The sequence below is a fragment of the Streptomyces sp. NPDC006385 genome (assembly GCF_040612485.1).
Taxonomy (GTDB): domain Bacteria; phylum Actinomycetota; class Actinomycetes; order Streptomycetales; family Streptomycetaceae; genus Streptomyces.
This window is the reverse complement of the sequence record NZ_JBEXQG010000007.1, coordinates 202948-221902: the sequence shown is the minus strand read 5'-3', so window position 1 is coordinate 221902 and position 18955 is coordinate 202948. Positions and strand designations below refer to the sequence as shown.

The window sequence follows — 18955 nt, the reverse complement described above, 5'->3', positions numbered from 1 at the left end:
CCGTCCGCCCGACGGCGAACCCCTATCTTGCCCGCGCTCTCGCCTAGGGGGACCATGACCTCACCCAAAGGCGGTACGTCCACGGGCACCGGGCGCGGCGTCGGCGCTCGACGCGGAGTGCGCGAGGGCCTGCTTGGGGCTGGTCACTGGCCGAGCACGTCCTTGATCTCCTCGGCGGCCGCGTCCCAGCCCTCGTCAGGGCTCTTGCCCTTCTGCTCGACCTGGAGGATGCCGACGTCGGTCAGCGCGGTGTTGATCGGCTGGTCCTTGATGCCGAAGTACTGGGTCGGGATGGTCTTCGCGGAGCCGGAGAATATCTCCGTGATCGGCGCGTTCGAGAAGTACTCCATGGTGGCCGCCGCCGGCTTCAGGGTCGGGTACGCCGACGGGGTCGACGGGAAGCTCGCCTGCTTGGCGAACACCTTCGCCTGCTGCTCGGGTGCGGTCAGCCACTTCGCCAGCGCGATGGCCTCCTTCTGGTGCTTGCTCGCCGTCGGCACGCCTATGAACGAGCCGCCCCAGTTGGCCGCGGTCGGCGCCGCCGCCACATCCCACTTGCCCTTGCCCGAGTCACCGGACTTCTCCAGGATGTAGCCCATCATCCACGCCGGGCAGGCCACCGTGGCGAAGGTGCCGTTCGCGTACCCCTGGTCCCACGGCTTGTCGAACTGCTTCAGCTTCGCCGACATGTCGCTGGTCGCCACGTCCATGGCGACGTCCCAGGCCTTCTTGACGCTCGCCGACTCGTCCCAGACGACGGTGCCGTCCGTCTTGTAGTAGCGCTCGGGCTCGCCGCCGAGGGCCGCGTTGTAGACCGAGGAGGCGGAGTCCACGAACTTGGTGCCGCTGGGCGCCTTCTTCATGTACTCCTTGCCCAGGTCGACGTACTTGCCCCAGTCGCCCTTCCACTGCGCGGCGAGCTTGGTGCGGTCGGTCTCCAGGCCGGCCTTCTCGAACAGGTCCTTGCGGTAGCAGATCGCCATCGGGCCGATGTCGGTGCCGAGCCCGATCAGCTTGCCGTCCTCCGTGGTGGCCTGGGCGTTCTTCCAGTCCAGCCACTGGGACTTGTCGACCTCCTTGCCGAGGTCCACGAACTTGTCGGCCTGCGTCTGCACGGCCTCGGTGATGTTCATGACCTCGATGGCCTGGATGTCGTCGGTACCGGCGCCGGCCTGCAGACGGGTGAGGACCTTGGGCCAGTAGACGTCGGTGCGGGTGGTGACGTTCTCCTTGATGGTGATGTCGGGGTTGAGCTTCATGTACTCGTCGTAGAGGCCGGCCTGCTTGTAGCCGAAGGTGCCGAAGGTGCCGACGGTGAGGGTGGTCTTGCCGCCGCCGTTGCCACCGCCCTCGTCCGCAGAGCCGTCGTCCGAGTCCTCGGCGCAGCCGGCGAGCAGCCCTGTCGTCAGCGCGGCCGCGGCCGCGAGGGCCACCAGCCGACGGGACCCGCGGGTACTCGTGCGCATTGCGTCCTCCTGTTGCCTGACGTGCCGACCCCCCGGCCAACGGCTTTGTTGGGCCCGTTGAAACGTCATCTTGCATCGCTGCGGCTCGGGCGGGGAACGTGCGGGATGTGTATGTGTCAGGTACCGTGGGAGCGCTCCCACATGTGATGTGTTGAAGGTTCGCCGGTCCGAGCGGGGGTGTCAAGGGAGTCGACGCGGAGAGATGCGTTCAGTTATCGGGCCGTTAGCTGGACCCACTTGAGCCCGTCCGGCGCTTGAGGGCGAGGCCGTCGAGGCCGGGGCGGGACCTGGGGGCGGCTGTCCCCAGGGGCGGTCACTCTCCCTGACGGGACTGTTAAATTCCAGGCCAGCGTGAAGACAACGGCGGAAGGCGGAGCCCAATGGCAAGCCACGGAGCGCGGGGCCGAAGCGGCGGCCGGCCCACCCTCGAAGAGGTGGCGGCCCGCGCGGGCGTCGGCCGCGGCACCGTCTCCCGGGTGATCAACGGTTCGCCACGGGTCAGTGACGCCACGCGCGCGGCGGTGCAAGCGGCGGTGGCGGAACTCGGCTACGTCCCGAACACGGCGGCCCGGGCCCTCGCGGCGAACCGCACGGACGCGATCGCGCTGGTCGTCCCCGAGCCGGAGACCCGTTTCTTCGCGGAGCCGTACTTCTCGGACATGCTCAAGGGCGTCGGCGCCGAACTCGCCGAGACCGAGATGCAGCTTCTGCTGATCTTCGCGGGCAGCGACCGGGAACGGCGCCGGCTGGCCCAGTACCTGGCGGCGCACCGCGTCGACGGAGTGCTCCTGGTCTCGGTGCACGCGGACGACCCCCTTCCCGACCTGCTGGCCCAGCTGGAGATCCCGGCGGTGATCAGCGGCCCCAGATCGGCCAGGGAGACCCTGACCTCGGTCGACTCGGACAACTACGGCGGCGCCCGCTCGGCCGTCGAGCACCTGCTGTCCCGCGGTCGCACCCGCATCGCCCACATCACCGGCCGCCTCGACGTCTACGGCGCCCAGCGCCGCGTCGACGGCTACCGCGACGCGCTGAGCGACTCCGGGTACGGCGTGGACGAGCGGCTGATCGAGGCGGGCGACTTCACGGAGGAGGGCGGCGTCCGGGCGATGGCGGCCCTCCTGGAGCGCTGCCCCGACCTGGACGCGGTCTTCGCGGCCTCCGACGTGACGGCGGCGGGCGCCCGCCAGGCCCTGCGCGAGGCGGGCCGCCGCATCCCCGACGACGTGGCCCTCGTCGGCTACGACGACTCGGCCATAGCCCGCCACATGGACCCGCCCCTCACCAGCGTCCGCCAGCCCATCGAGGACATGGGCCGCCGGATGCTGGACCTCCTCCTCGGGGAGATCGCCGACCGCCGCCCCGCGGTCGCCCGGGTCCTGGAGCGCCCGCAGGTGGTACTGGCCACGGAGCTGGTGACGCGGGCGTCGTCGTGACGAGGGCGTGCCCGAGGGGCCGTGCTCGTCACGTGCTCCGAGCGGCGCGGGCATGCCGTCTCCCGCATCGAGGCCCGGGACAAGCGGCACTGCCGTGGCGTCCTGCTCTCCAATCCGGGCGGCCCGGGCGGCACCGGTCTCGCCAGTACCCTCGCGCTGCGCCCGACCCTGGGGGGAGACGGCCGACCGGTACGACCTGATCGGCTTCGACCCGAGATACCTCGGTGCGAGCACCCCCGTGCGCTGCCTCCCGGCCGGTCCGCGGCCCTCCCCCGGCGAGTCGACGTCGCCCCGGCAGGACTTCGAGGCGTCCGTGCGCTCCGCCCGGGATCTCGCCGAGCGCTGCCGACCGGCGGCCGCCTTCCTCCCGCACGCGACCACGCGCAACGTGGCCCGTGACACGTCATCCGCGCCGCGCTGGGCGAGCGCAGGCTGTCGTACTACGGCGTCTCCTGCGGCGCGGACCTGGGCGCCGTGTACACCCAGCGCTTTCCCCGGCGCGTCGACCGCATGGTCATCGACTCCTCGACGGACCCGGCGCGCACCCAGTACGACCTGTTCCGCAGCGCGGGCGCGGCTCTGGAGGCGGGGCTCGACGAATGGGCCGTCCCGGCCGCCCGGGAGCACGCCCGCTACGGGCTCGGCCGCACGGCCCGTGAGGTGCGCGCCACCGTGCGGGGCATGCTCGCCGAGGCCGAGCGGCGTCCTCTCCGGGTCGCGGGCGGCCGTCTGAACGCCCCCGTCCTGCGTCTGCTGCTCCGTCAGCTGATCCAGCATCAGGAGTACGATGCCGCCCTCGCGTCCGTGGTCCGCGACCTGTCCGCCGCGGCGGCCGGCGACCTGACCGAACCCGGCCCGGACCTGTCCGCCCTGCTGGATCTGCTGTCCTCCCCGGAGCCGGCGGACAGCATGGTCGGCGGGGCGCTGTTCATGTGCGGTGACGGGGCTGGCCGGCCGGCGGCTGGCCCACCGCTCCGCGCGAGCCGGGGACCGCCGTCGCCAACTCCGTGCCCGTCCTGACGGTGCAGGCCCGTCGTGACAACAACGTCCCCTACGCCGGAGCGCTGGAGCTGCATCGCCGGCTCGCCGGGTCCCGTCTGGTCACGGCCGACATCCGTGCGCACGGGGTCTACGGCCGTGGGGCGGAAGGGCTGACTCCGGTGCCATGTGTCGACCGGCACGTCAACGACTTCCTGAGGACAGGGCGGCTCCCCGCCGACGACGTCCTGTGCGCGGCGCGAGACCGGGGTGTTCCCAACGGTGGGCACATGACTGAGGGCTGACCCGTTCGCACGGACCAGCCCTCAGTCGTTCAGGGTGAGTGACGGGACTCGAACCCGCGACATCCTGGACCACAACCAGGTGCTCTACCAGCTGAGCTACACCCACCATGACCGGTGATCGACTTTTGTGGAGTCCCCGACCGGCCGAGAAAAAGTGTACAGGGTCCGAAGGGGTGCTCGCGCACGGCTTTCGCGGCGCCCCCACGCGAGCCCCTCGCGCGCCTACTGAGCAGGCAGAACGTGCTTCGCGGCGATCGACTTCGCGGTCTCCGAGTCCGGCCCGGGCTGCGGTACGAAGACGGCCTCGCGGTAGTAGCGGAGTTCGGCGATGGACTCGCGGATGTCGGCGAGGGCGCGGTGGTTGCCGTTCTTCTCCGGGCTGTTGAAGTAGGCACGCGGGTACCAGCGGCGGGCCAGCTCCTTGATCGACGAGACGTCGACGATCCGGTAGTGGAGGTAGTCCTCCAGCGTCGGCATGTCGCGCAGCAGGAAGCCGCGGTCGGTGCCGACGGAGTTGCCGCACAGCGGGGCCTTGCCCGGCTCCTTCACGTGCTCGCGCACGTACGCCAGGACCTGCTCCTCGGCGTCCGCCAGCGTCGTGCCGCCGGGGAGCTCGGCGAGCAGTCCGGACGCGGTGTGCATCTGACGCACCACCTCCGGCATCGTCTCCAGCGCCGACTCGGGCGGGCGGATGACGATGTCCACGCCCTCGCCGAGGATGTTCAGCTCGGAGTCGGTGACGAGGGCGGCAACCTCGATGAGCGCGTCGTCGGACAGCGAGAGGCCGGTCATCTCGCAGTCGATCCACACCATGCGATCGTTCATGCGACCACCCTAAAGCTGACGTCCGCTTTTGGGATGCCCGGTGTCGCAGGCGGCGTACCAGGAGGCGCTGTCCCCCTGAACCCCCGCTTCGGCCTGAAGGGCCTCGTCCTCGAACGCCGGACGGGCCGCATACACCCGCCCGGCGTCACAAGGTCACGACCCGCTGCGCTGGCCCGGCAGGCTGGCCCTGCCCGTCGCGTACGCCTCGCGGCCGTTGTCCGACGCCACCGACAGGGGCGCGGAGCCGCCCACGGGTGCCGGGGAGCGGCGGGTCTGGAACGGGACCGGGCCGCCCTCCGGGTACGGGGACGGCGGCGGGCCCGACGGTGCCGCGGTCTGGCCCACCATGGACTCCGCGTCCGTCTGCCGCTCGCCCTGGGGGCGCCGTGCCCGGTACGCCGCCCGGTACGCGGCAGGCGACGAGCCGAGCTGGCGGCGGAAGTGGCCGCGCAGCGCCACCGGCGAACGGAAGCCGCAGCGGCCCGCGACCTCGTCCACCGAGTAGTCCGACGTCTCCAGCAGGCGCTGCGCCTGCAGCACCCGCTGGGTGATCAGCCACTGGAGCGGGGCGCTGCCCGTCAGCGAGCGGAATCTGCGGTCGAACGTACGGCGGCTCATGTAGGCGCGTGCCGCCAGCGTCTCCACGTCGAACTGCTCGTGGAGGTGCTCCAGCGCCCAGGCGACGACCTCGGCCAGCGGGTCGGCGCCGATCTCCTCCGGTAAAGATCGATCGAGGTAGCGCTCCTGACCGCCGGAGCGGCGCGGCGGGACCACCAGACGGCGGGCCAGGGCCCCCGCCGCCTCGTTGCCGTGGTCCGTCCGCACGATGTGGAGACAGAGATCGATTCCGGCCGCCGTACCCGCCGATGTGAGTACGTCGCCGTCGTCCACGAAGAGTTCCCGTGGATCCACGTGCACCGACGGGTAGCGCTTGGCCAGCGTCGGTGCGTACATCCAGTGCGTCGTCGCGGGTCGGCCGTCCAGCAGGCCGGCCGCGGCGAGGACGAAGGCGCCGGTGCACAGTCCGACGATGCGGGCGCCTTCCTCGTGCGCCCGGCGCAGTGCGTCGAGCGCGTCCTCGGGCGGCGGTGAGGTGATCGAACGCCAGGCCGGCACGACGACCGTGCCCGCCCGCGCGATCGCCTCCAGGCCATGTGGCGCGGTGAGTTCCAGGCCCCCTGTGGTCCGCAGCGGGCCGTCCTCGCCCGCGCACACCAGAAGGCGGTAGCGCGGCACGCCGGCGTCCTGGCGGTCGATCCCGAACACCGACAACGGTATGGAACTCTCGAAGATGGGACCGCCGCTGAACAGCAGCACCGCGACGATCTCCTTGCGGCGTCGCCCGGAAAGCTTCCGGGCCGCGGCTTCCGGCGCGGCAGTGGAGTCGTGGCTCATACTGCTAAGCCCCCCTCGGTGGTCGCGGCTCCTCGGTTGTGTCGCTCCTGCACGTTTCCCCTCGGTCCTGCACGAGTCCCCCGCCGTAGACAGTCAAGATCGAATCTACTGTGTCGCGTCGCGCCGCAGTGGCCGGTTCGGCACTCGGCACATTGTCGACTTGGCAACTTGGCGTGAAGCATTCGATCACGAAGCGTTGCACTCCCAGGCCGTGCAGGGAAGTGCGCCTTGTCGCAGTGGCCAAACCACGTAGGGTGCGCAGCACCCCGGGGACCCTTTCCGTGCAGGTGGAACGGGGGTTGGGGGGTGTCCTGAGGGGGTGGTGCGGGCACGGCGGAAGTTGGCTGAAAAGCAGCGTTCCTGTGCGCGGAAACCGGTCAACCGGCCGGTGTATTTCCCCCAGTGTGACGTCCGCCTCTATGCGCTCCGGTTCCGGTCCTGTGGTGACGGCCGCGGCGCGACGTCGACTGGGTGGCGCGATCCTCGTCCCTCATCCGCGCCGCACCGCGTTCCGACTCGCGCAGCAGCACACGGCAGACCGCCGTCACGGCCGCGAGGCCGAGGGCCGTGCCCGTGGCGCCGGCCAGGGAGGTGCCGTACCAAAGGAGGACCACCGGGACCAGGACACAGCTGAAGACCGCCCACCGGACCACGGTGGCGCTGTCCTCGGAGGGGGTGCGGGGTCCGGTCATGGATGCGTGCTCCTGGGCTCCCTGGGGGGTGGATCACGGGGATCAACGCCGGTTCGGGCGGTCGGTCACTGGTGCGGGGCCGTACCGGTGGCGGTCATGACCGTAGCGGTGAGTGAATCCTGTGCAAACCGCCTGTACACCGCAGCAACCATTGCGTTACGGGCGTCCCCTCGTGCATGCTCCCTGGAACCCGCAGCGACCGTGAGCGGGGATCTGGGTTTAAGGAGGCGTGCCGCCGTACCCTTGGGGTATGGGGTTGGGAAGACCATTCCCGGACACAGCTCCGCCGCACACTGCTGGATCCGTCAGCGAGCTCCGCTCGCGGGCCCACCCATAAAGGATCACTACGCCGAGACAGCCATGGCCGGTCACGAATTCTTCGAACCCGCGGACCGCAAGCGGCCGGTCGCCGACCCCACGGCGGCCGATCCCCTGGCGGCGGAAGAGGCACGCCAGTCCTGCGACCCCGCTTTCAAGCACGGCGTAGTCGTCGGCTTCGACGGCTCCACCTCCAGTGAGCGCGCCCTGGCGTACGCCATCGGCATGGCTCATCGCTCCGGGTCGGGCCTGATCATCGTCCACGTCGCCAACCGGCTGCCCACCACGGTGTGGGCCGGCTGCGAGCCGCCGGTCTTCGTCGACGTGCCGGACCACCGCACCGAGGTGCTCGGCCTCGAACTCGCCTGCGCCGACTATCTCGCCGAGGTGCCCTGGATCCTCGTCGAGCGCGGCGGCGACATCTGCCACGAACTCGAGGAGGTCGGGCGGGAGTACGAGGCGGACGCGATCGTCGTCGGCTCCACGCACGGGCTCGTCGGGCGGATCTTCGGCTCCGTCGCCGGGCGGCTCGCGAAGCGGGCGAAGCGGCCCGTCGTTGTCATTCCGTAACTCGTCGTTGGCCCAGGTGAGATGCCGCCTGGGAAGCGGCCGCCCCCTTTGTGCAGCGCACGAATCTACTCGCGCGTAGAGGTGTTTGTGCCCTTGTGAAGGGCATATAACGCTCACCGTACAACTGCACATGCATGAAGGGAGCCCGCCGTGGACAACGACGTCTCCGCGGGAAGCGGAATCACCACCGTGGTCGGCCGACTCGCCCTGGGCATCACCCTGCTGGCCTTCGGGCTCGGGTACACCGGCGTGATCGACGGTGTCTCGGCCGCTGACGCCGTATCAATCGCCCAGTACGTGGGCGGCATTGCCCTCTTCGTCGCCGGCCTGATGGCCCTCCGCGACCACGACACCGCGAACGGGACCGCGTTCGTGGCGCTCGGCGCCCTCTGGTTCACGTGGGCGGTCTCCGCCGAGGGCTCCGCCAACGCGGCCGGGTTGTTCCTGTTGCTGTTCGCCCTTGTGGTGCTGTCCCTCACGCTCGCGGGTGGGGACCAGCTCGGGAAGGGTGCGTACGGGTTGTTCTTCGTCGCCCTGTCGCTCATGGCGATCGCCGATTTCGCCGGCAATGACGGGCTCACCAAGGTGGGTGGCTGGTTCGCCGTCGCCGCGGGGGCGGTGGCCTGGTACGCGGCGACCGCGGCTCTGGCCCACTGGCCGACCGCGCTGCCTCGACGCGCTGCGGGCCGGGGAGTGACGGCCACCGGTTAGCTGCGCAGGCTGGGGAGTTGGGCGGCTCCCCGGCGATATGGGCGGACCCCCCGTGAATGGTGGCATCACGTGGGGGTCCGTTCTGTTTCGTTGGCCTGTGCGGGTGCGTGGGGGCTGGTCGCGCAGTTCCCCGCGCCCCTGACGGGGGCGCTACTCGACCGTTACCGACTTCGCGAGGTTCCTGGGCTTGTCGATGTCCCGGCCCAGGGCCAAGGCCGTGTGGTAGGCGAGGAGTTGGAGGGGGAGGCCCATCAGGATCGGGTCCAGCTCGTCCTCGTTCTTCGGGACCACGATCGTCTGGTCGGCCTTCTCCTGGTGCTGGTGGGCCACCGCGAGGATCTTGCCGCTGCGGGCCTTGATCTCCTCCATGGCGGCGCGGTTCTTCTCCAGCAGGTCGTCGTCGGGGACGATCGCGACCGTCGGGAGGGCGGGCTCGATCAGGGCCAGCGGGCCGTGCTTGAGCTCGGAGGCGGGGTAGGCCTCGGCGTGGATGTAGGAGACCTCCTTGAGCTTGAGGGAGGCCTCGCGGGCGACCGGGTAGCCCCGGACGCGGCCGATGAAGAGCATCGAGCGGGCGTCGGCGTACTGCTTGGCCAGCTTCTCGATCTCCTCCTCCTGCTTCATGATCTCGGAGATCTGCCCCGGCAGCTTGCGCAGGCCCTCGATGATGCGCTTGCCGTCGCGCACGGAGAGGTCGCGGGTGCGGCCCAGGTGCAGCGCCAAGAGCGCGAAGGCCACCGTGGTGTTGGTGAAGCACTTCGTGGAGACCACGCAGACCTCGGGGCCGGCGTGCACGTAGATGCCGCCGTCGGCCTCGCGGGCGATCGCCGAGCCCACCACGTTCACGATGCCCAGGACCCGCGCGCCCTTGCGCTTCAGCTCCTGCACGGCCGCGAGGACGTCGTAGGTCTCACCGGACTGGGAGACGGCGATGTACAGGGTGTCGGGGTCGACGACCGCGTTGCGGTAGCGGAACTCCGAGGCCGGCTCGGCGTCCGCGGGGATGCGGGCCAGCTCCTCGATCATCTGGGCGCCGATCATGCCCGCGTGGTACGAGGTGCCGCAGCCGAGGATCTTCACCCGGCGGATCCGGCGGGCCTCGCGGGCGTCCAGGTTGAGGCCGCCGAGGTGCACGGTGGAGAAGCGGTCGTCGATGCGGCCGCGCAGGACGCGGTCCACGGCGTCGGCCTGCTCGTGGATCTCCTTGTGCATGTAGGTGTCGTGGCCGCCCATGTCGTACGAGGCGGCCTCCCACTCGACGGTGGTGGGCTCGGCCGTGGTGCGGGTGCCCTCGGTCGTGTAGGTGCGGAAGTCGTCGGCCTTGAGGGTCGCCATCTCGCCGTCGTCCAGCGTCACTATCTGCCGCGTGTGGGTGACCAGGGCGGCGATGTCCGAGGCGACGAACATCTCCTTCTCGCCGATGCCGAGGACGACCGGGGAGCCGTTGCGGGCGACGACGATGCGGTCCGGGAAGTCGGCGTGCAGCACGGCGATGCCGTACGTCCCCTCGATGAGCCGGAGGGTCTCGCGGACCTTGTCCTCCAGCTTCTCCGCCTGCGAGCGGGCGATGAGGTGGACGAGGACCTCGGTGTCGGTCTCCGAGAGGAACTCGACGCCGTCCGCCTCCAGCTTGCGGCGCAGGTCGGAGGCGTTGTCGATGATGCCGTTGTGGACGACGGCGACCTTGCCCTCGGCGTCGAGGTGCGGGTGGGCGTTCACGTCGGAGGGGGCGCCGTGGGTGGCCCAGCGGGTGTGGGCGATGCCGGTCGTGCCCTTGAAGCGCGCCGGGACCTTGGCCTCCAGGTCGCGGACCCGCCCCTTGGCCTTGACCGTCTTCAGGCCCGCCGCCTTCGGGGAGGTGACGACGATGCCCGCCGAGTCGTAGCCGCGGTACTCCAGGCGCTGGAGGCCCTCCAGCAGCAGGGGTGCTACGTCACGCTTCCCGATGTAACCGACGATTCCGCACATATATACGTAGTCCTAGCCGTAGACGATGCGCCGCAGCTGCCTGAGCGAGAGCTCCGGCGGTGCCACCGCGCGATATTTGAGATCCGCCTCGATCCGCTCGAAGATCGCCGCGTTGACCAGGCCCTGGGCCTGGAGCTCGCGGTGGCGGCGACGGACGTATTCCTCGGTCGTCTCGTCGAAGTAGGCGAGCACGTCCTGGATCACGCGCAGCGCCTCACCCCGGTTGAGCGGGGTGGACCGCGTCAGATGATCAACGAGTTCGTCGTGCACCCGGTAGATCCTGGGGCACCGGCGGCGCTTTCGCAAGAATTCTGCCCGCTTTCGGGCAGAGGGCTGCGGGAATCCCTTGGGGGAACGTTGAACCCGTCATGAGGGCTTGTTCGTGAGGCGTCCACCGGACGTCCGGCATTCCGTTGCCCGAGGTGTCGATTTTTGGTCGCCATGGACATTCCTCGTATGGGCGTACCCCAGCGGCTCGCCGAGCGCATGAGCATGGCCGAGCAGCACGCGTACCTGCGCGCCGCGTTCTCCCGGCGCACGATGATCAGAGGCGGCGCCGTCACGCTCGGCGCCGTCGCGGGCGGCGCCTTCGTCCCGGGCGCCACCGCCCGGGCGGCCGTACCGACCGCCCGCACCGCTGCGGCGACCGAGTCGGTCGACGGCGCGCTCGTCGCCCCCTTCGGCCGCCACCTCGCCTACGGCAGCGATCCGCGGACCGAGATGACCATCTCGTGGCAGGTCCCGGTCGCGGTGCGGAAGCCGTTCGTCCGGATCGGCGCCCACCCCTGGGACCTCTCCCACCGGATCGAGGCCGAGGTGCGCACCCTCCACACCCCGGCCGGTGTCGGCGCGAGCGCCGACCACACCCAGTACTACGTGCACGCCGAGCTGACCCGCCTGCGCCCCGGCAGGACGTACTACTACGGCGTCGGCCACCCGGGCTTCGACCCCGCCGAGCCCCACCTGCTGGGCACCCTCGGCACCTTCACCACCGCCCCCGCGGACAAGACGCCCTTCACCTTCACGGCCTTCGGCGACCAGGGCGTCAGCTATCACGCGCTCGCCAACGACAGTCTCATCCTCGGCCAGAACCCGGCCTTCCACCTGCACGCCGGCGACATCGCCTACGGCGACCCGTCCGGCCAGGGCAAGGCATCCGACACGGGCTTCGACTCGCGCATCTGGGACCAGTTCCTCGCCCAGACCGAGACGGTCGCCAAGTCCGTCCCGTGGATGGTGAGTTACGGCAACCACGACATGGAGGCCTGGTACTCGCCCAACGGCTACGGCGGCCAGGAGGCCCGCTTCACCCTTCCCGACAACGGGCCGGACCGGAGGAACCTGCCGGGCGTCTACTCCTTCGTCCACGGCAACACGGCGATCATCTCGCTCGACCCCAACGACGTCTCCTTCGAGATCCCGGCCAACCTCGGCATCTCCGGCGGCACCCAGACCACGTGGCTGGAAGCGCGGCTGAGGAAGTACCGGGCGGCGCAGGACATCGACTTCGTCGTCGTGTTCTTCCACCACTGCGCGTACTGCACCTCCACGTCGCACGCCTCGGAAGGCGGCGTACGCCAGGAGTGGGTGCCGCTGTTCGAGAAGTACCAGGTGGACCTGGTCATCAACGGCCACAACCACCAGTACGAGCGCACCGACGTCATCAAGGCGGGCGAGGTCGCCAAGAAGCTCCCGATCGGCGGCACGGCCTACCCCGAGACCGAGGGCGTGGTGTACGTGACCGCGGGTGCGGCGGGCCGCGGCCTGTACGCGTTCAGCGCGCCGGACTCGTACGAAGGGCACGAGCACGAGGTCGACTCCGTGGCCTCGTTCGTCAACCTCAAGGACGGCAAGCGCGACGAGACGGTCGCCTGGTCCCGGGTGCGCTATCTCGACTACTCGTTCCTGCGCGTCGACGTCACGCCCGCGCCGCCGGGCCGGTACGCCACGCTGCGGGTCCAGGGCATCGCCGAGACCGGGGACCGGATCGACCACTTCACGGTGGCCCGCAGGGCCAAGTAGACCCGCAGGCCCGTTACATCCGCTTGAGGACGGCCTGCTTGGCCAGCGTGAACTCCTCGTCCGTCAGCACGCCCGCGCGGTGCAGCTCACCCAGTTCGCGCAGGCGGCGCAGGAGGGCGTCGTGGTCGTCCTCGGCGGGTGCGGCCGGCGCGGAGGACGCGGAAGGCGGTCGCGACCGTGCGTCCTGTACGTCCGCCGCGGTGGCCGTGGCCGTGGCCGGGTGCGGGAGGCGGGCCTGGACCGCCGCCGCGACCAGGGCCATCAGCGGGTCCTTCTTGAAGCCCCACAGCTCCACGCAGTGGGGGTCGTACTTGGGCGGGGTCTTGGTGCGCGCGTTCCGCACGACGAAGCGGAGGTAGCCGTTCTCCAGGCCCACCGCCGGCTGCCACTCCACGTCCGCGATGTCCGCCAGCGCGAGGGTGCGGGTGCCGGCGGCGGCCTTGGCGTCCTCCGTCTTCCAGTTCCACTCCAGGCGGACCTGGTCGCCGTCGAAGCTCGCGGTGCCGTCCCCGGCGGAGACCGACAGCGGCACGGAGGGGCCCGGCAGGAGGTACGCGTCGACCGGGTCGGCGGGGACCTGGTCCAGCAGCAGGGCTTGGCGCACCTCGTCCACGACGTACTCGGCGACGCCGTAGCGGTCGGACTCGACGATCAGCTGGTACGGGTCGTGGGGCTCGGTGAGGCGGCCGCCGGTGGCGTGCAGCAGCGGGTCGGCGCCGTCGCGCAGGCGGAGCCTGAGGCGCCCGGCCCTCTTGCCCTGCTCGAAGGAGACGCCCGCCAACGCCCCGAGCGGGACGACCAGTTCACCCAGCGCCTTGCGGAACAGGCTGACGTTCTTGTCCCGTCCGGGGGTCAGCCGCAGGGCGTCGCCGTCGAAGACCCACGTGCCGTCCTTCTGGAGGATTTCCGCCATGGGGTGGATTGTTCCACCCGTCTCACGAGAGAGTGGTCCAGACCTCTTGGGGCTCAACGGCTCATGGAAGGGACACGCTCGTGAGAGACGACCGTGTGAGACAGCACCACAGAACGCTCCGCCTTCTCGGTTCCCTGCTGCTGGTCGCGACGGGCGTCTCCGCTACAGGGGCCGCTCCCGCACGACCGGCACCGTCCACCCCGCTCGACCGCGTGGTCCCCGCGCCCGCGTCGGTCGCCCCCGGCGGATCCCCCTACCGCATCACCCCCGACACGCACATCCGCGTCGACGACTCCGGCGAGGCCCGCCGCGTCGGCGAGTACCTCGCGGCCGTCCTCCGCCCCTCCACCGGCTACCGCCTCCCCGTCACCACCCGCGGTGGCGGCGGCATCCGGCTGCGCCTCGCCAAGGGCCCGTTCGGCGCCGAGGGCTACCGCCTCGACAGCGGCCGCAAGGGCGTCACCCTCACGGCCGCCGAGCCCGCCGGCCTCTTCCACGGTGTGCAGACCCTGCGCCAACTGCTCCCGGCGGCCGTCGAGAAGGACTCCGTCCAGCCCGGCCCCTGGCTGGTCGCGGGCGGCACGATCAAGGACACCCCGCGCTACGGCTGGCGCGGCGCGATGCTCGACGTCTCCCGGCACTTCTTCACCGTCGACCAGGTCAAGCGCTACATCGACCAGCTCGCCCTCTACAAGATCAACAAGCTGCATCTGCACCTCAGCGACGACCAGGGCTGGCGCATCGCCATCGACTCCTGGCCGCGTCTCGCGACCTACCGCGGCTCGACGCAGGTCGGCGGCGGCCCCGGCGGCCACTACACCAAGGCCGACTACCAGGAGATCGTCCGGTACGCGTCCTCGCGCTACCTGGAGGTCGTCCCCGAGATCGACATGCCCGGCCACACCAACGCCGCCCTCGCCTCGTACGCCGAGTTGAACTGCGACGGCGTGGCGCCTGCGCTCTACACCGGCACCGAGGTCGGCTTCAGCTCGCTGTGCGTCGGCAAGGAGATCACGTACGACTTCGTGGACGACGTGATCCGGGAGCTCGCCGCGCTCACGCCGGGCGCGTACCTGCACATCGGCGGGGACGAGGCGCACTCCACCAGCCACGAGGACTATGTGAAGTTCATGGACCGGGTGCAGCCGATCGTCGCCGGGTACGGGAAGACCGTGATCGGCTGGCATCAGCTGACCGGGGCGACCCCGGCCAAGGGGGCGCTCGCCCAGTACTGGGGGCTGGACGGCACGGGTGCCGAGGAGAAGGAGCGGGTCGCGGCGGCGGCGCGGGGCGGGACCGGGATCATCCTGTCCCCGGCCGACCGGATCTACCTCGACATGAAGTACACGGCGGACACCCCGCTGGGCCTGGACTGGGCGGGCCTGGTGGAGGTGAAGCGCTCGTACGACTGGGACCCGGGCGACTACCTTCCGGGAGCACCCGCTTCGGCCGTCCGCGGCGTCGAGGCCCCGCTGTGGACGGAGACGATCAGCAAGTCCGCCGACATCGAGTACATGGCCTTCCCGAGGCTGGCGGGCGTCGCCGAGCTCGGCTGGTCGCCGGCCGCCACGCACGACTGGGACGCCTACAAGGTGCGGCTCGCGGCGCAGGGGCCGCGGTGGGAGGCGCTGGGGATCGGCTACTACCGGTCGCCGCAGGTTCCTTGGCCCGCTCAGCGGGGCTGACATGCTGACGGGCACCCCCGCAGGACCGTACTGCGGAGGTGCCCGTCTGTCTGTGGAGGGCCGTCACAGCCCCGCGATGGGGTTCTTCAGGTTGCCCACCAGCTGCAGGGCGCCGGCCGGGTCCGACAGGTCCACCATCTGCTTGTTGTCACGCAGTTGGAGGCGGTTGAGGCAGGACAGCGCGAACTCGGGGGCGAACATGTCGTACTGCTCGAACTTGTCGGCGAGTTCGGGCATCGAGTGCTGGTAGTCCCGGGTGACCTCGGCGACCGTCCGCCAGAAGTCGTCCTCCTCCAGGATCGCCTCGGCGGCGAGGTTCGCGGCGAGGAAGCGGAAGAAGCAGTCGAAGACGTCCGTGAACACGGACAGCAGCTTCTTGTCCTCCGGGACGTCCACGCGCAGCCGCTCGACCGTCGGCGGCAGCACCGCGTCCGGGTCCATGACGGCGATCTCCTCGGCGATGTCCTTGTAGATCGCGCGTTCGACGACACCGTCCTTCAGGACGAGGATGACGTTCTCGCCGTGCGGCATGAACACCAGGTCGTAGGCGTAGAAGCAGTGCAGCAGCGGCGTGAAGTACGCCCGCAGGTAGCGGCGCAGCCACTCCGTCGGCGTCAGCCCCGACTGCTCGATCAGCGCGCCCGCGAAGGACGCGCCCTCGTGGTCGACGTGGACGAGGGCGGCCATGGTGGCCAGCGACTCGCCCTCCTTCAGGGAGCCGACCGGGCTCTCCCGCCACAGCGCGGCCAGCATCTTGCGGTACGGCGAGTAGCGGTCCGTCGCCGCCTCGTACTCCAGGTGCCGGTAGCCGACGGCGGCACGCTCACGGATGATCGACAGTCCGGTGGACCTCAGCACCGGGTCGCCCTCGATGAGCTGGGCCAGCCAGTCGTTGATCGCGGGCGTGGCCTCCATGTAGGCGGCGGACAGCCCGCGCATGAAGCCCATGTTGATGACGGACAGGGCCGTCTTCACATAGTGCTTCTCGGGGCTGGACCGGTTGAAGAAGGTCCGGATCGACTGCTGGGCCAGGTACTCGTCGTCGCCCTCGCCCAGGCAGACCAGGTGCCCCCGGGCGACCTCGGCGGCGAAGGTGACGGCGAGCTTGTTCCACCACTGCCAGGGGTGGACGGGGATGAGGAGGTAGTCGGCGGGGTCGAGGTCCTGCTCGCGCAGGACGCCGTGGAAGCGCTCGACGGTCTCCTCGCCCAGCTCCTGCCGTACGAAGGACTCGTAGTCGATGCCGACACCGGCCGTGAACGCGGCACGCGAGCGGTGTGCCGCGAGCCAGACGAGCCGGACCGGGCTCGCGGTCTCGGGGGCGTACGACAGGTACTCGTGGATGCCGAAGCCGAGCCGCCCGTTGTTCGCGACGAAGCAGGGGTGGCCCTCGGTCATGCCGGTCTCGATGGCCTGGAAGTCGGACCTGGCCAGCTCGGCGACCGGGATCTGCGGTTTGGTGAGCTTGTAGCAGGTGCCGGAGAGAGTGGAGGAGATCTCCTCCAGGTAGACCGGCAGGATCTCGTCGCTCAGGCCCAGGGACTTCTGGAGCTCGATGAAGAAGTCCAGGGCGGCGAGCGGGAGTTCGGCCCCGTCGCGGTGGCGGGTGATCGAGTCGGCGTCGACCTGCCAGTGGTCGAGGGCGCGGATCACGGCCGTGAAGGTGTACCGGGTCAGGCCGTCGTCGCTGCGGACGACGTACGTGCCGTCGCCGGCGGCCTCCGGGGTGATGAGGCGCTCGTGGGTGAACTCGGCGAGCGCCTTGCGGATCAGGAGGCGGTTGGCCCGCGCCCAGCGATGGGGGGACAGATGCGCCACGGCGTCGGACAGGGTCATACGGCTACTCCTCGGGAAGCCAGGCTGTGCCTGTTGAAGAAGCGCTCACGCGTGCAGAAGCTCAGCAGCGCGCGCTTCTCCGGCTTGTCGATCTCGCGTACGGGCACGAAGCCGACGGCCTCGTTCAGCGCGTGCACGGCCTTGTTGCTCACGTCGGGCTCGACGACGACCCGGCGGGTGCGCGGGTCGGCGAACAGCTCGTCCATGACGGCGGTGATGACGGCCTTGGTGAAGCCGTGGATCGGGCGGTCGGTGGGGGCGACCAGGAAGTGCATGCCGACATCGCCGGGCTCGGGGTCGTACAGGCCGACCAACTCGACGTACCGCGGGTCGTACGTCTCCATCAGGAAGGCCGGTACGCCGTCGTGCAGGCCCAGGTAGGCGTGGTGGTGCTCGTGCGCCGCGATCCGCATGTACTCGCGCTCGACGTCCTGGAGCCTCGCGTCCTGCATCATCCAGAAGGCCGCCTTGGGGTCGGTGACCCAGCGGTGCAGCAGCTCGGCGTCCTTCAGGGGGTCGAGCGGGCGGATGGTGAACGTACCGATGCCGGTACCGGCTGTCGCGCTCATACGGCGAACTCCTGGAACGCGATGGTCTTCTCGACCGGGTAGTACTCGGTGCCGAGCAGCTCCCGGATGATGTACGCGTTCCGGTACGGGCCCATACCCAGGTCCGGGCTGGTGATGCTGTGGGTGTGGACGCCGGCGTTCTGGAGGAAGACGCCGCGGCCGGTGACGTCGACCGCGTAGTTGCGGGCGACGTCGAAGTTGCCCTGGGAGTCGTAGACCAGGCGGTCCTTGACGGGGGCGAGGAACTCCGGCTCGGTGTACTTGTAGCCGGTGGCCAGGACCAGACCCTGCGAGTACAGCTCGAAGTCCTTCTGCTGCTCCTCCTGGCGGAAGCCGAGGGTGTACGTGCCGTTCTCGTACGTCGCGCCGGTGAGCGCGGAGTTGGTGAGCAGCCGGGTGGGGACCGGGCCGCCGAGGTTCTTCTGGTAGAGCAGGTCGAAGATCGCGTTGATCAGGTCGCCGTCGATGCCCTTGAACAGGCCCTTCTGCTCGGCGGTGAGCCGGTAGCGGGTGGCTTCCGGCAGCTCGCGGAAGTAGTCGGCGTATTCCGGTGACGTCATCTCCAGCGTGAGCTTGGTGTACTCCAGCGGGAAGAAGCGCGGGGAGCGGGTGACCCAGTTCAGCCGGTAGCCGTGGACGTCGATCTCGCTGAGCAGGTCGTAGTAGATCTCGGCGGCCGACTGGCCGGAGCCGACCAGCGTGATCGAGTCCTTCTTCTGGAGCTCCGCCTTGTGCTGAAGGTAGCGGGAGTTGTGGATGAAGTCGCCGCCCAGGCCCTGGCACGCCTCGGGTATGTGGGGCGGGGTGCCGGTGCCGAGGACGAGGTGGCGGGCGCGGTAGGTGTCACCGGTGGCCGTCTTCACCACGTAGTGCTCGTCCTCGTACCGGACTTCCGTCACCGTCGTGTTGAAGCGGATGCTGCTCAGCTTGTTCGCGGCCCAGCGGCAGTAGTCGTCGTACTCGACCCGCAGGGGGTAGAAGTTCTCGCGGATGTAGAACGAGTACAGCCGGCCCTTCTCCTTCAGGTAGTTGAGGAAGGAGTACGGCGAGGTCGGGTCGGCCAGGGTGACCAGGTCCGACATGAACGGGGTCTGGAGGTGGGCGCCGTCCAGGAACATCCCCGCGTGCCACTCGAAGTCGGGCTTCGACTCCAGGAAGACGCCGTCGAGTTCGGCGATCGGCTCGGTGAGGCAGGCCAGGCCGAGGTTGAAGGGGCCGAGCCCGATCCCCACGAAGTCATGCATCGCAGAAAGGGGGGTCTGGTTG

Annotated in this window: 17 protein-coding genes and 1 tRNA gene; 7 read left to right on the top strand and 11 right to left on the bottom strand. The window is 70.0% G+C overall.

Annotation, left to right across the window (positions count from 1 at the left end; all coding sequences use genetic code 11):
* Window positions 1-143 precede the first annotated feature (143 nt).
* On the bottom strand, window positions 144-1466 hold the full coding sequence (locus ABZ078_RS08235; RefSeq protein ID WP_356572838.1) for an ABC transporter substrate-binding protein: 1323 nt from the start codon (window positions 1464-1466) through the stop codon (window positions 144-146).
* Window positions 1467-1846: 380 nt separating this feature from the next.
* On the opposite strand from ABZ078_RS08235, the gene ABZ078_RS08230 reads away from it, so the two are divergent.
* The 3 genes from ABZ078_RS08230 to ABZ078_RS08220 all read left to right on the top strand — a co-directional run bounded on the left by ABZ078_RS08230 (window position 1847) and on the right by ABZ078_RS08220 (window position 4185).
* A complete protein-coding gene (locus ABZ078_RS08230; protein WP_356572836.1) occupies window positions 1847-2902 on the top strand; it encodes a LacI family DNA-binding transcriptional regulator in 1056 nt (351 codons plus the stop codon).
* A 474-nt stretch (window positions 2903-3376) separates the two neighbouring features.
* A complete protein-coding gene (locus tag ABZ078_RS08225) occupies window positions 3377-3922 on the top strand; it encodes a hypothetical protein (protein WP_356572834.1) in 546 nt (181 codons plus the stop codon).
* Window positions 3910-4185: an alpha/beta hydrolase gene (locus tag ABZ078_RS08220; RefSeq protein ID WP_356572832.1), complete on the top strand. Its 276-nt coding sequence runs from the start codon at window positions 3910-3912 to the stop codon at window positions 4183-4185. Before ABZ078_RS08225 ends, ABZ078_RS08220 begins: the two co-directional genes overlap by 13 nt.
* Window positions 4186-4218: 33 nt before the next feature.
* Here ABZ078_RS08220 and ABZ078_RS08215 read toward each other — a convergent pair.
* From ABZ078_RS08215 to ABZ078_RS08200, 4 genes are all read right to left on the bottom strand, one after another.
* Window positions 4219-4291 (bottom strand) — tRNA-His (locus tag ABZ078_RS08215).
* Between the two features lie 116 nt (window positions 4292-4407).
* Window positions 4408-5010 (bottom strand): oligoribonuclease, encoded by a 603-nt coding sequence (orn, locus tag ABZ078_RS08210; protein WP_356572830.1) that lies wholly within the window; start codon window positions 5008-5010, stop codon window positions 4408-4410.
* 153 nt (window positions 5011-5163) lie between these two features.
* On the bottom strand, window positions 5164-6405 hold the full coding sequence (locus ABZ078_RS08205; RefSeq protein ID WP_356572828.1) for a helix-turn-helix domain-containing protein: 1242 nt from the start codon (window positions 6403-6405) through the stop codon (window positions 5164-5166).
* 377 nt (window positions 6406-6782) lie between these two features.
* Window positions 6783-7097 carry a hypothetical protein gene (locus ABZ078_RS08200; protein ID WP_356572826.1) on the bottom strand — a complete coding sequence of 105 codons (315 nt, stop codon included), beginning with the start codon at window positions 7095-7097 and terminating at the stop codon, window positions 6783-6785.
* Window positions 7098-7457: 360 nt separating this feature from the next.
* Here ABZ078_RS08200 and ABZ078_RS08195 point away from each other — a divergent pair, with 360 nt between their 5' ends.
* Window positions 7458-7985, top strand: coding sequence for a universal stress protein (locus ABZ078_RS08195; RefSeq protein WP_356572824.1), 528 nt, complete (start codon window positions 7458-7460; stop codon window positions 7983-7985).
* 150 nt (window positions 7986-8135) lie between these two features.
* Entirely contained in the window at window positions 8136-8696 is a 561-nt protein-coding gene (locus tag ABZ078_RS08190) for a GPR1/FUN34/YaaH family transporter (RefSeq protein WP_356572822.1), read from the top strand.
* A 150-nt stretch (window positions 8697-8846) separates the two neighbouring features.
* Here ABZ078_RS08190 and glmS read toward each other — a convergent pair whose 3' ends face one another.
* Together glmS and ABZ078_RS08180 are read right to left on the bottom strand one after the other, a co-directional pair.
* Window positions 8847-10664: a glutamine--fructose-6-phosphate transaminase (isomerizing) gene (gene glmS, locus ABZ078_RS08185; protein ID WP_356572820.1), complete on the bottom strand. Its 1818-nt coding sequence runs from the start codon at window positions 10662-10664 to the stop codon at window positions 8847-8849.
* A gap of 12 nt (window positions 10665-10676) precedes the next feature.
* Window positions 10677-10934 (bottom strand): hypothetical protein, encoded by a 258-nt coding sequence (locus ABZ078_RS08180; RefSeq protein ID WP_037673904.1) that lies wholly within the window; start codon window positions 10932-10934, stop codon window positions 10677-10679.
* Window positions 10935-11120: 186 nt separating this feature from the next.
* On the opposite strand from ABZ078_RS08180, the gene ABZ078_RS08175 reads away from it, so the two are divergent.
* Entirely contained in the window at window positions 11121-12686 is a 1566-nt protein-coding gene (locus ABZ078_RS08175) for a metallophosphoesterase family protein (protein WP_356572818.1), read from the top strand.
* A gap of 13 nt (window positions 12687-12699) precedes the next feature.
* Here ABZ078_RS08175 and ABZ078_RS08170 read toward each other — a convergent pair whose 3' ends face one another.
* The gene (locus ABZ078_RS08170) at window positions 12700-13599 is read right to left on the bottom strand and encodes a DUF4429 domain-containing protein (RefSeq protein ID WP_356572816.1); all 900 of its coding nucleotides are present in this window, start codon (window positions 13597-13599) and stop codon (window positions 12700-12702) included.
* Window positions 13600-13694: 95 nt separating this feature from the next.
* Between ABZ078_RS08170 and ABZ078_RS08165 the strand changes: the two genes are divergently transcribed.
* A complete protein-coding gene (locus ABZ078_RS08165) occupies window positions 13695-15284 on the top strand; it encodes a beta-N-acetylhexosaminidase (RefSeq protein WP_356572857.1) in 1590 nt (529 codons plus the stop codon).
* A 63-nt stretch (window positions 15285-15347) separates the two neighbouring features.
* Here the strand turns inward: ABZ078_RS08165 and ABZ078_RS08160 are convergent, their stop codons facing one another.
* The 3 genes from ABZ078_RS08160 to ABZ078_RS08150 are packed head-to-tail and all read right to left on the bottom strand — an operon-like array spanning window position 15348 to window position 18933.
* Window positions 15348-17120: an IucA/IucC family siderophore biosynthesis protein gene (locus ABZ078_RS08160; protein ID WP_356572814.1), complete on the bottom strand. Its 1773-nt coding sequence runs from the start codon at window positions 17118-17120 to the stop codon at window positions 15348-15350.
* Window positions 17117-17689: a GNAT family N-acetyltransferase gene (locus tag ABZ078_RS08155; RefSeq protein WP_356572812.1), complete on the bottom strand. Its 573-nt coding sequence runs from the start codon at window positions 17687-17689 to the stop codon at window positions 17117-17119. The genes ABZ078_RS08160 and ABZ078_RS08155 overlap by 4 nt, the downstream gene beginning before the upstream one ends.
* Complete coding sequence (locus ABZ078_RS08150) at window positions 17686-18933, bottom strand: SidA/IucD/PvdA family monooxygenase (RefSeq protein WP_356572810.1); 1248 nt, start codon at window positions 18931-18933, stop codon at window positions 17686-17688. The genes ABZ078_RS08155 and ABZ078_RS08150 overlap by 4 nt, the downstream gene beginning before the upstream one ends.
* Window positions 18934-18955: the final 22 nt, after the last annotated feature.

What these genes read in the sequence shown, in the direction of transcription:
- ABZ078_RS08235 (WP_356572838.1), bottom strand. Translation starts at nt 1,466, where the DNA reads ATGCGCACGAGTACCCGCGGGTCCCGTCGGCTGGTGGCCCTCGCGGCC.
- ABZ078_RS08230 (WP_356572836.1), top strand. Translation starts at nt 1,847, where the DNA reads ATGGCAAGCCACGGAGCGCGGGGCCGAAGCGGCGGCCGGCCCACCCTC.
- orn (WP_356572830.1), bottom strand. Translation starts at nt 5,010, where the DNA reads ATGAACGATCGCATGGTGTGGATCGACTGCGAGATGACCGGCCTCTCG.
- ABZ078_RS08205 (WP_356572828.1), bottom strand. Translation starts at nt 6,405, where the DNA reads ATGAGCCACGACTCCACTGCCGCGCCGGAAGCCGCGGCCCGGAAGCTT.
- ABZ078_RS08200 (WP_356572826.1), bottom strand. Translation starts at nt 7,097, where the DNA reads ATGACCGGACCCCGCACCCCCTCCGAGGACAGCGCCACCGTGGTCCGG.
- ABZ078_RS08195 (WP_356572824.1), top strand. Translation starts at nt 7,458, where the DNA reads ATGGCCGGTCACGAATTCTTCGAACCCGCGGACCGCAAGCGGCCGGTC.
- glmS (WP_356572820.1), bottom strand. Translation starts at nt 10,664, where the DNA reads ATGTGCGGAATCGTCGGTTACATCGGGAAGCGTGACGTAGCACCCCTG.
- ABZ078_RS08175 (WP_356572818.1), top strand. Translation starts at nt 11,121, where the DNA reads ATGGGCGTACCCCAGCGGCTCGCCGAGCGCATGAGCATGGCCGAGCAG.
- ABZ078_RS08170 (WP_356572816.1), bottom strand. Translation starts at nt 13,599, where the DNA reads ATGGCGGAAATCCTCCAGAAGGACGGCACGTGGGTCTTCGACGGCGAC.
- ABZ078_RS08160 (WP_356572814.1), bottom strand. Translation starts at nt 17,120, where the DNA reads ATGACCCTGTCCGACGCCGTGGCGCATCTGTCCCCCCATCGCTGGGCG.
- ABZ078_RS08155 (WP_356572812.1), bottom strand. Translation starts at nt 17,689, where the DNA reads ATGAGCGCGACAGCCGGTACCGGCATCGGTACGTTCACCATCCGCCCG.
- ABZ078_RS08150 (WP_356572810.1), bottom strand. Translation starts at nt 18,933, where the DNA reads ATGCATGACTTCGTGGGGATCGGGCTCGGCCCCTTCAACCTCGGCCTG.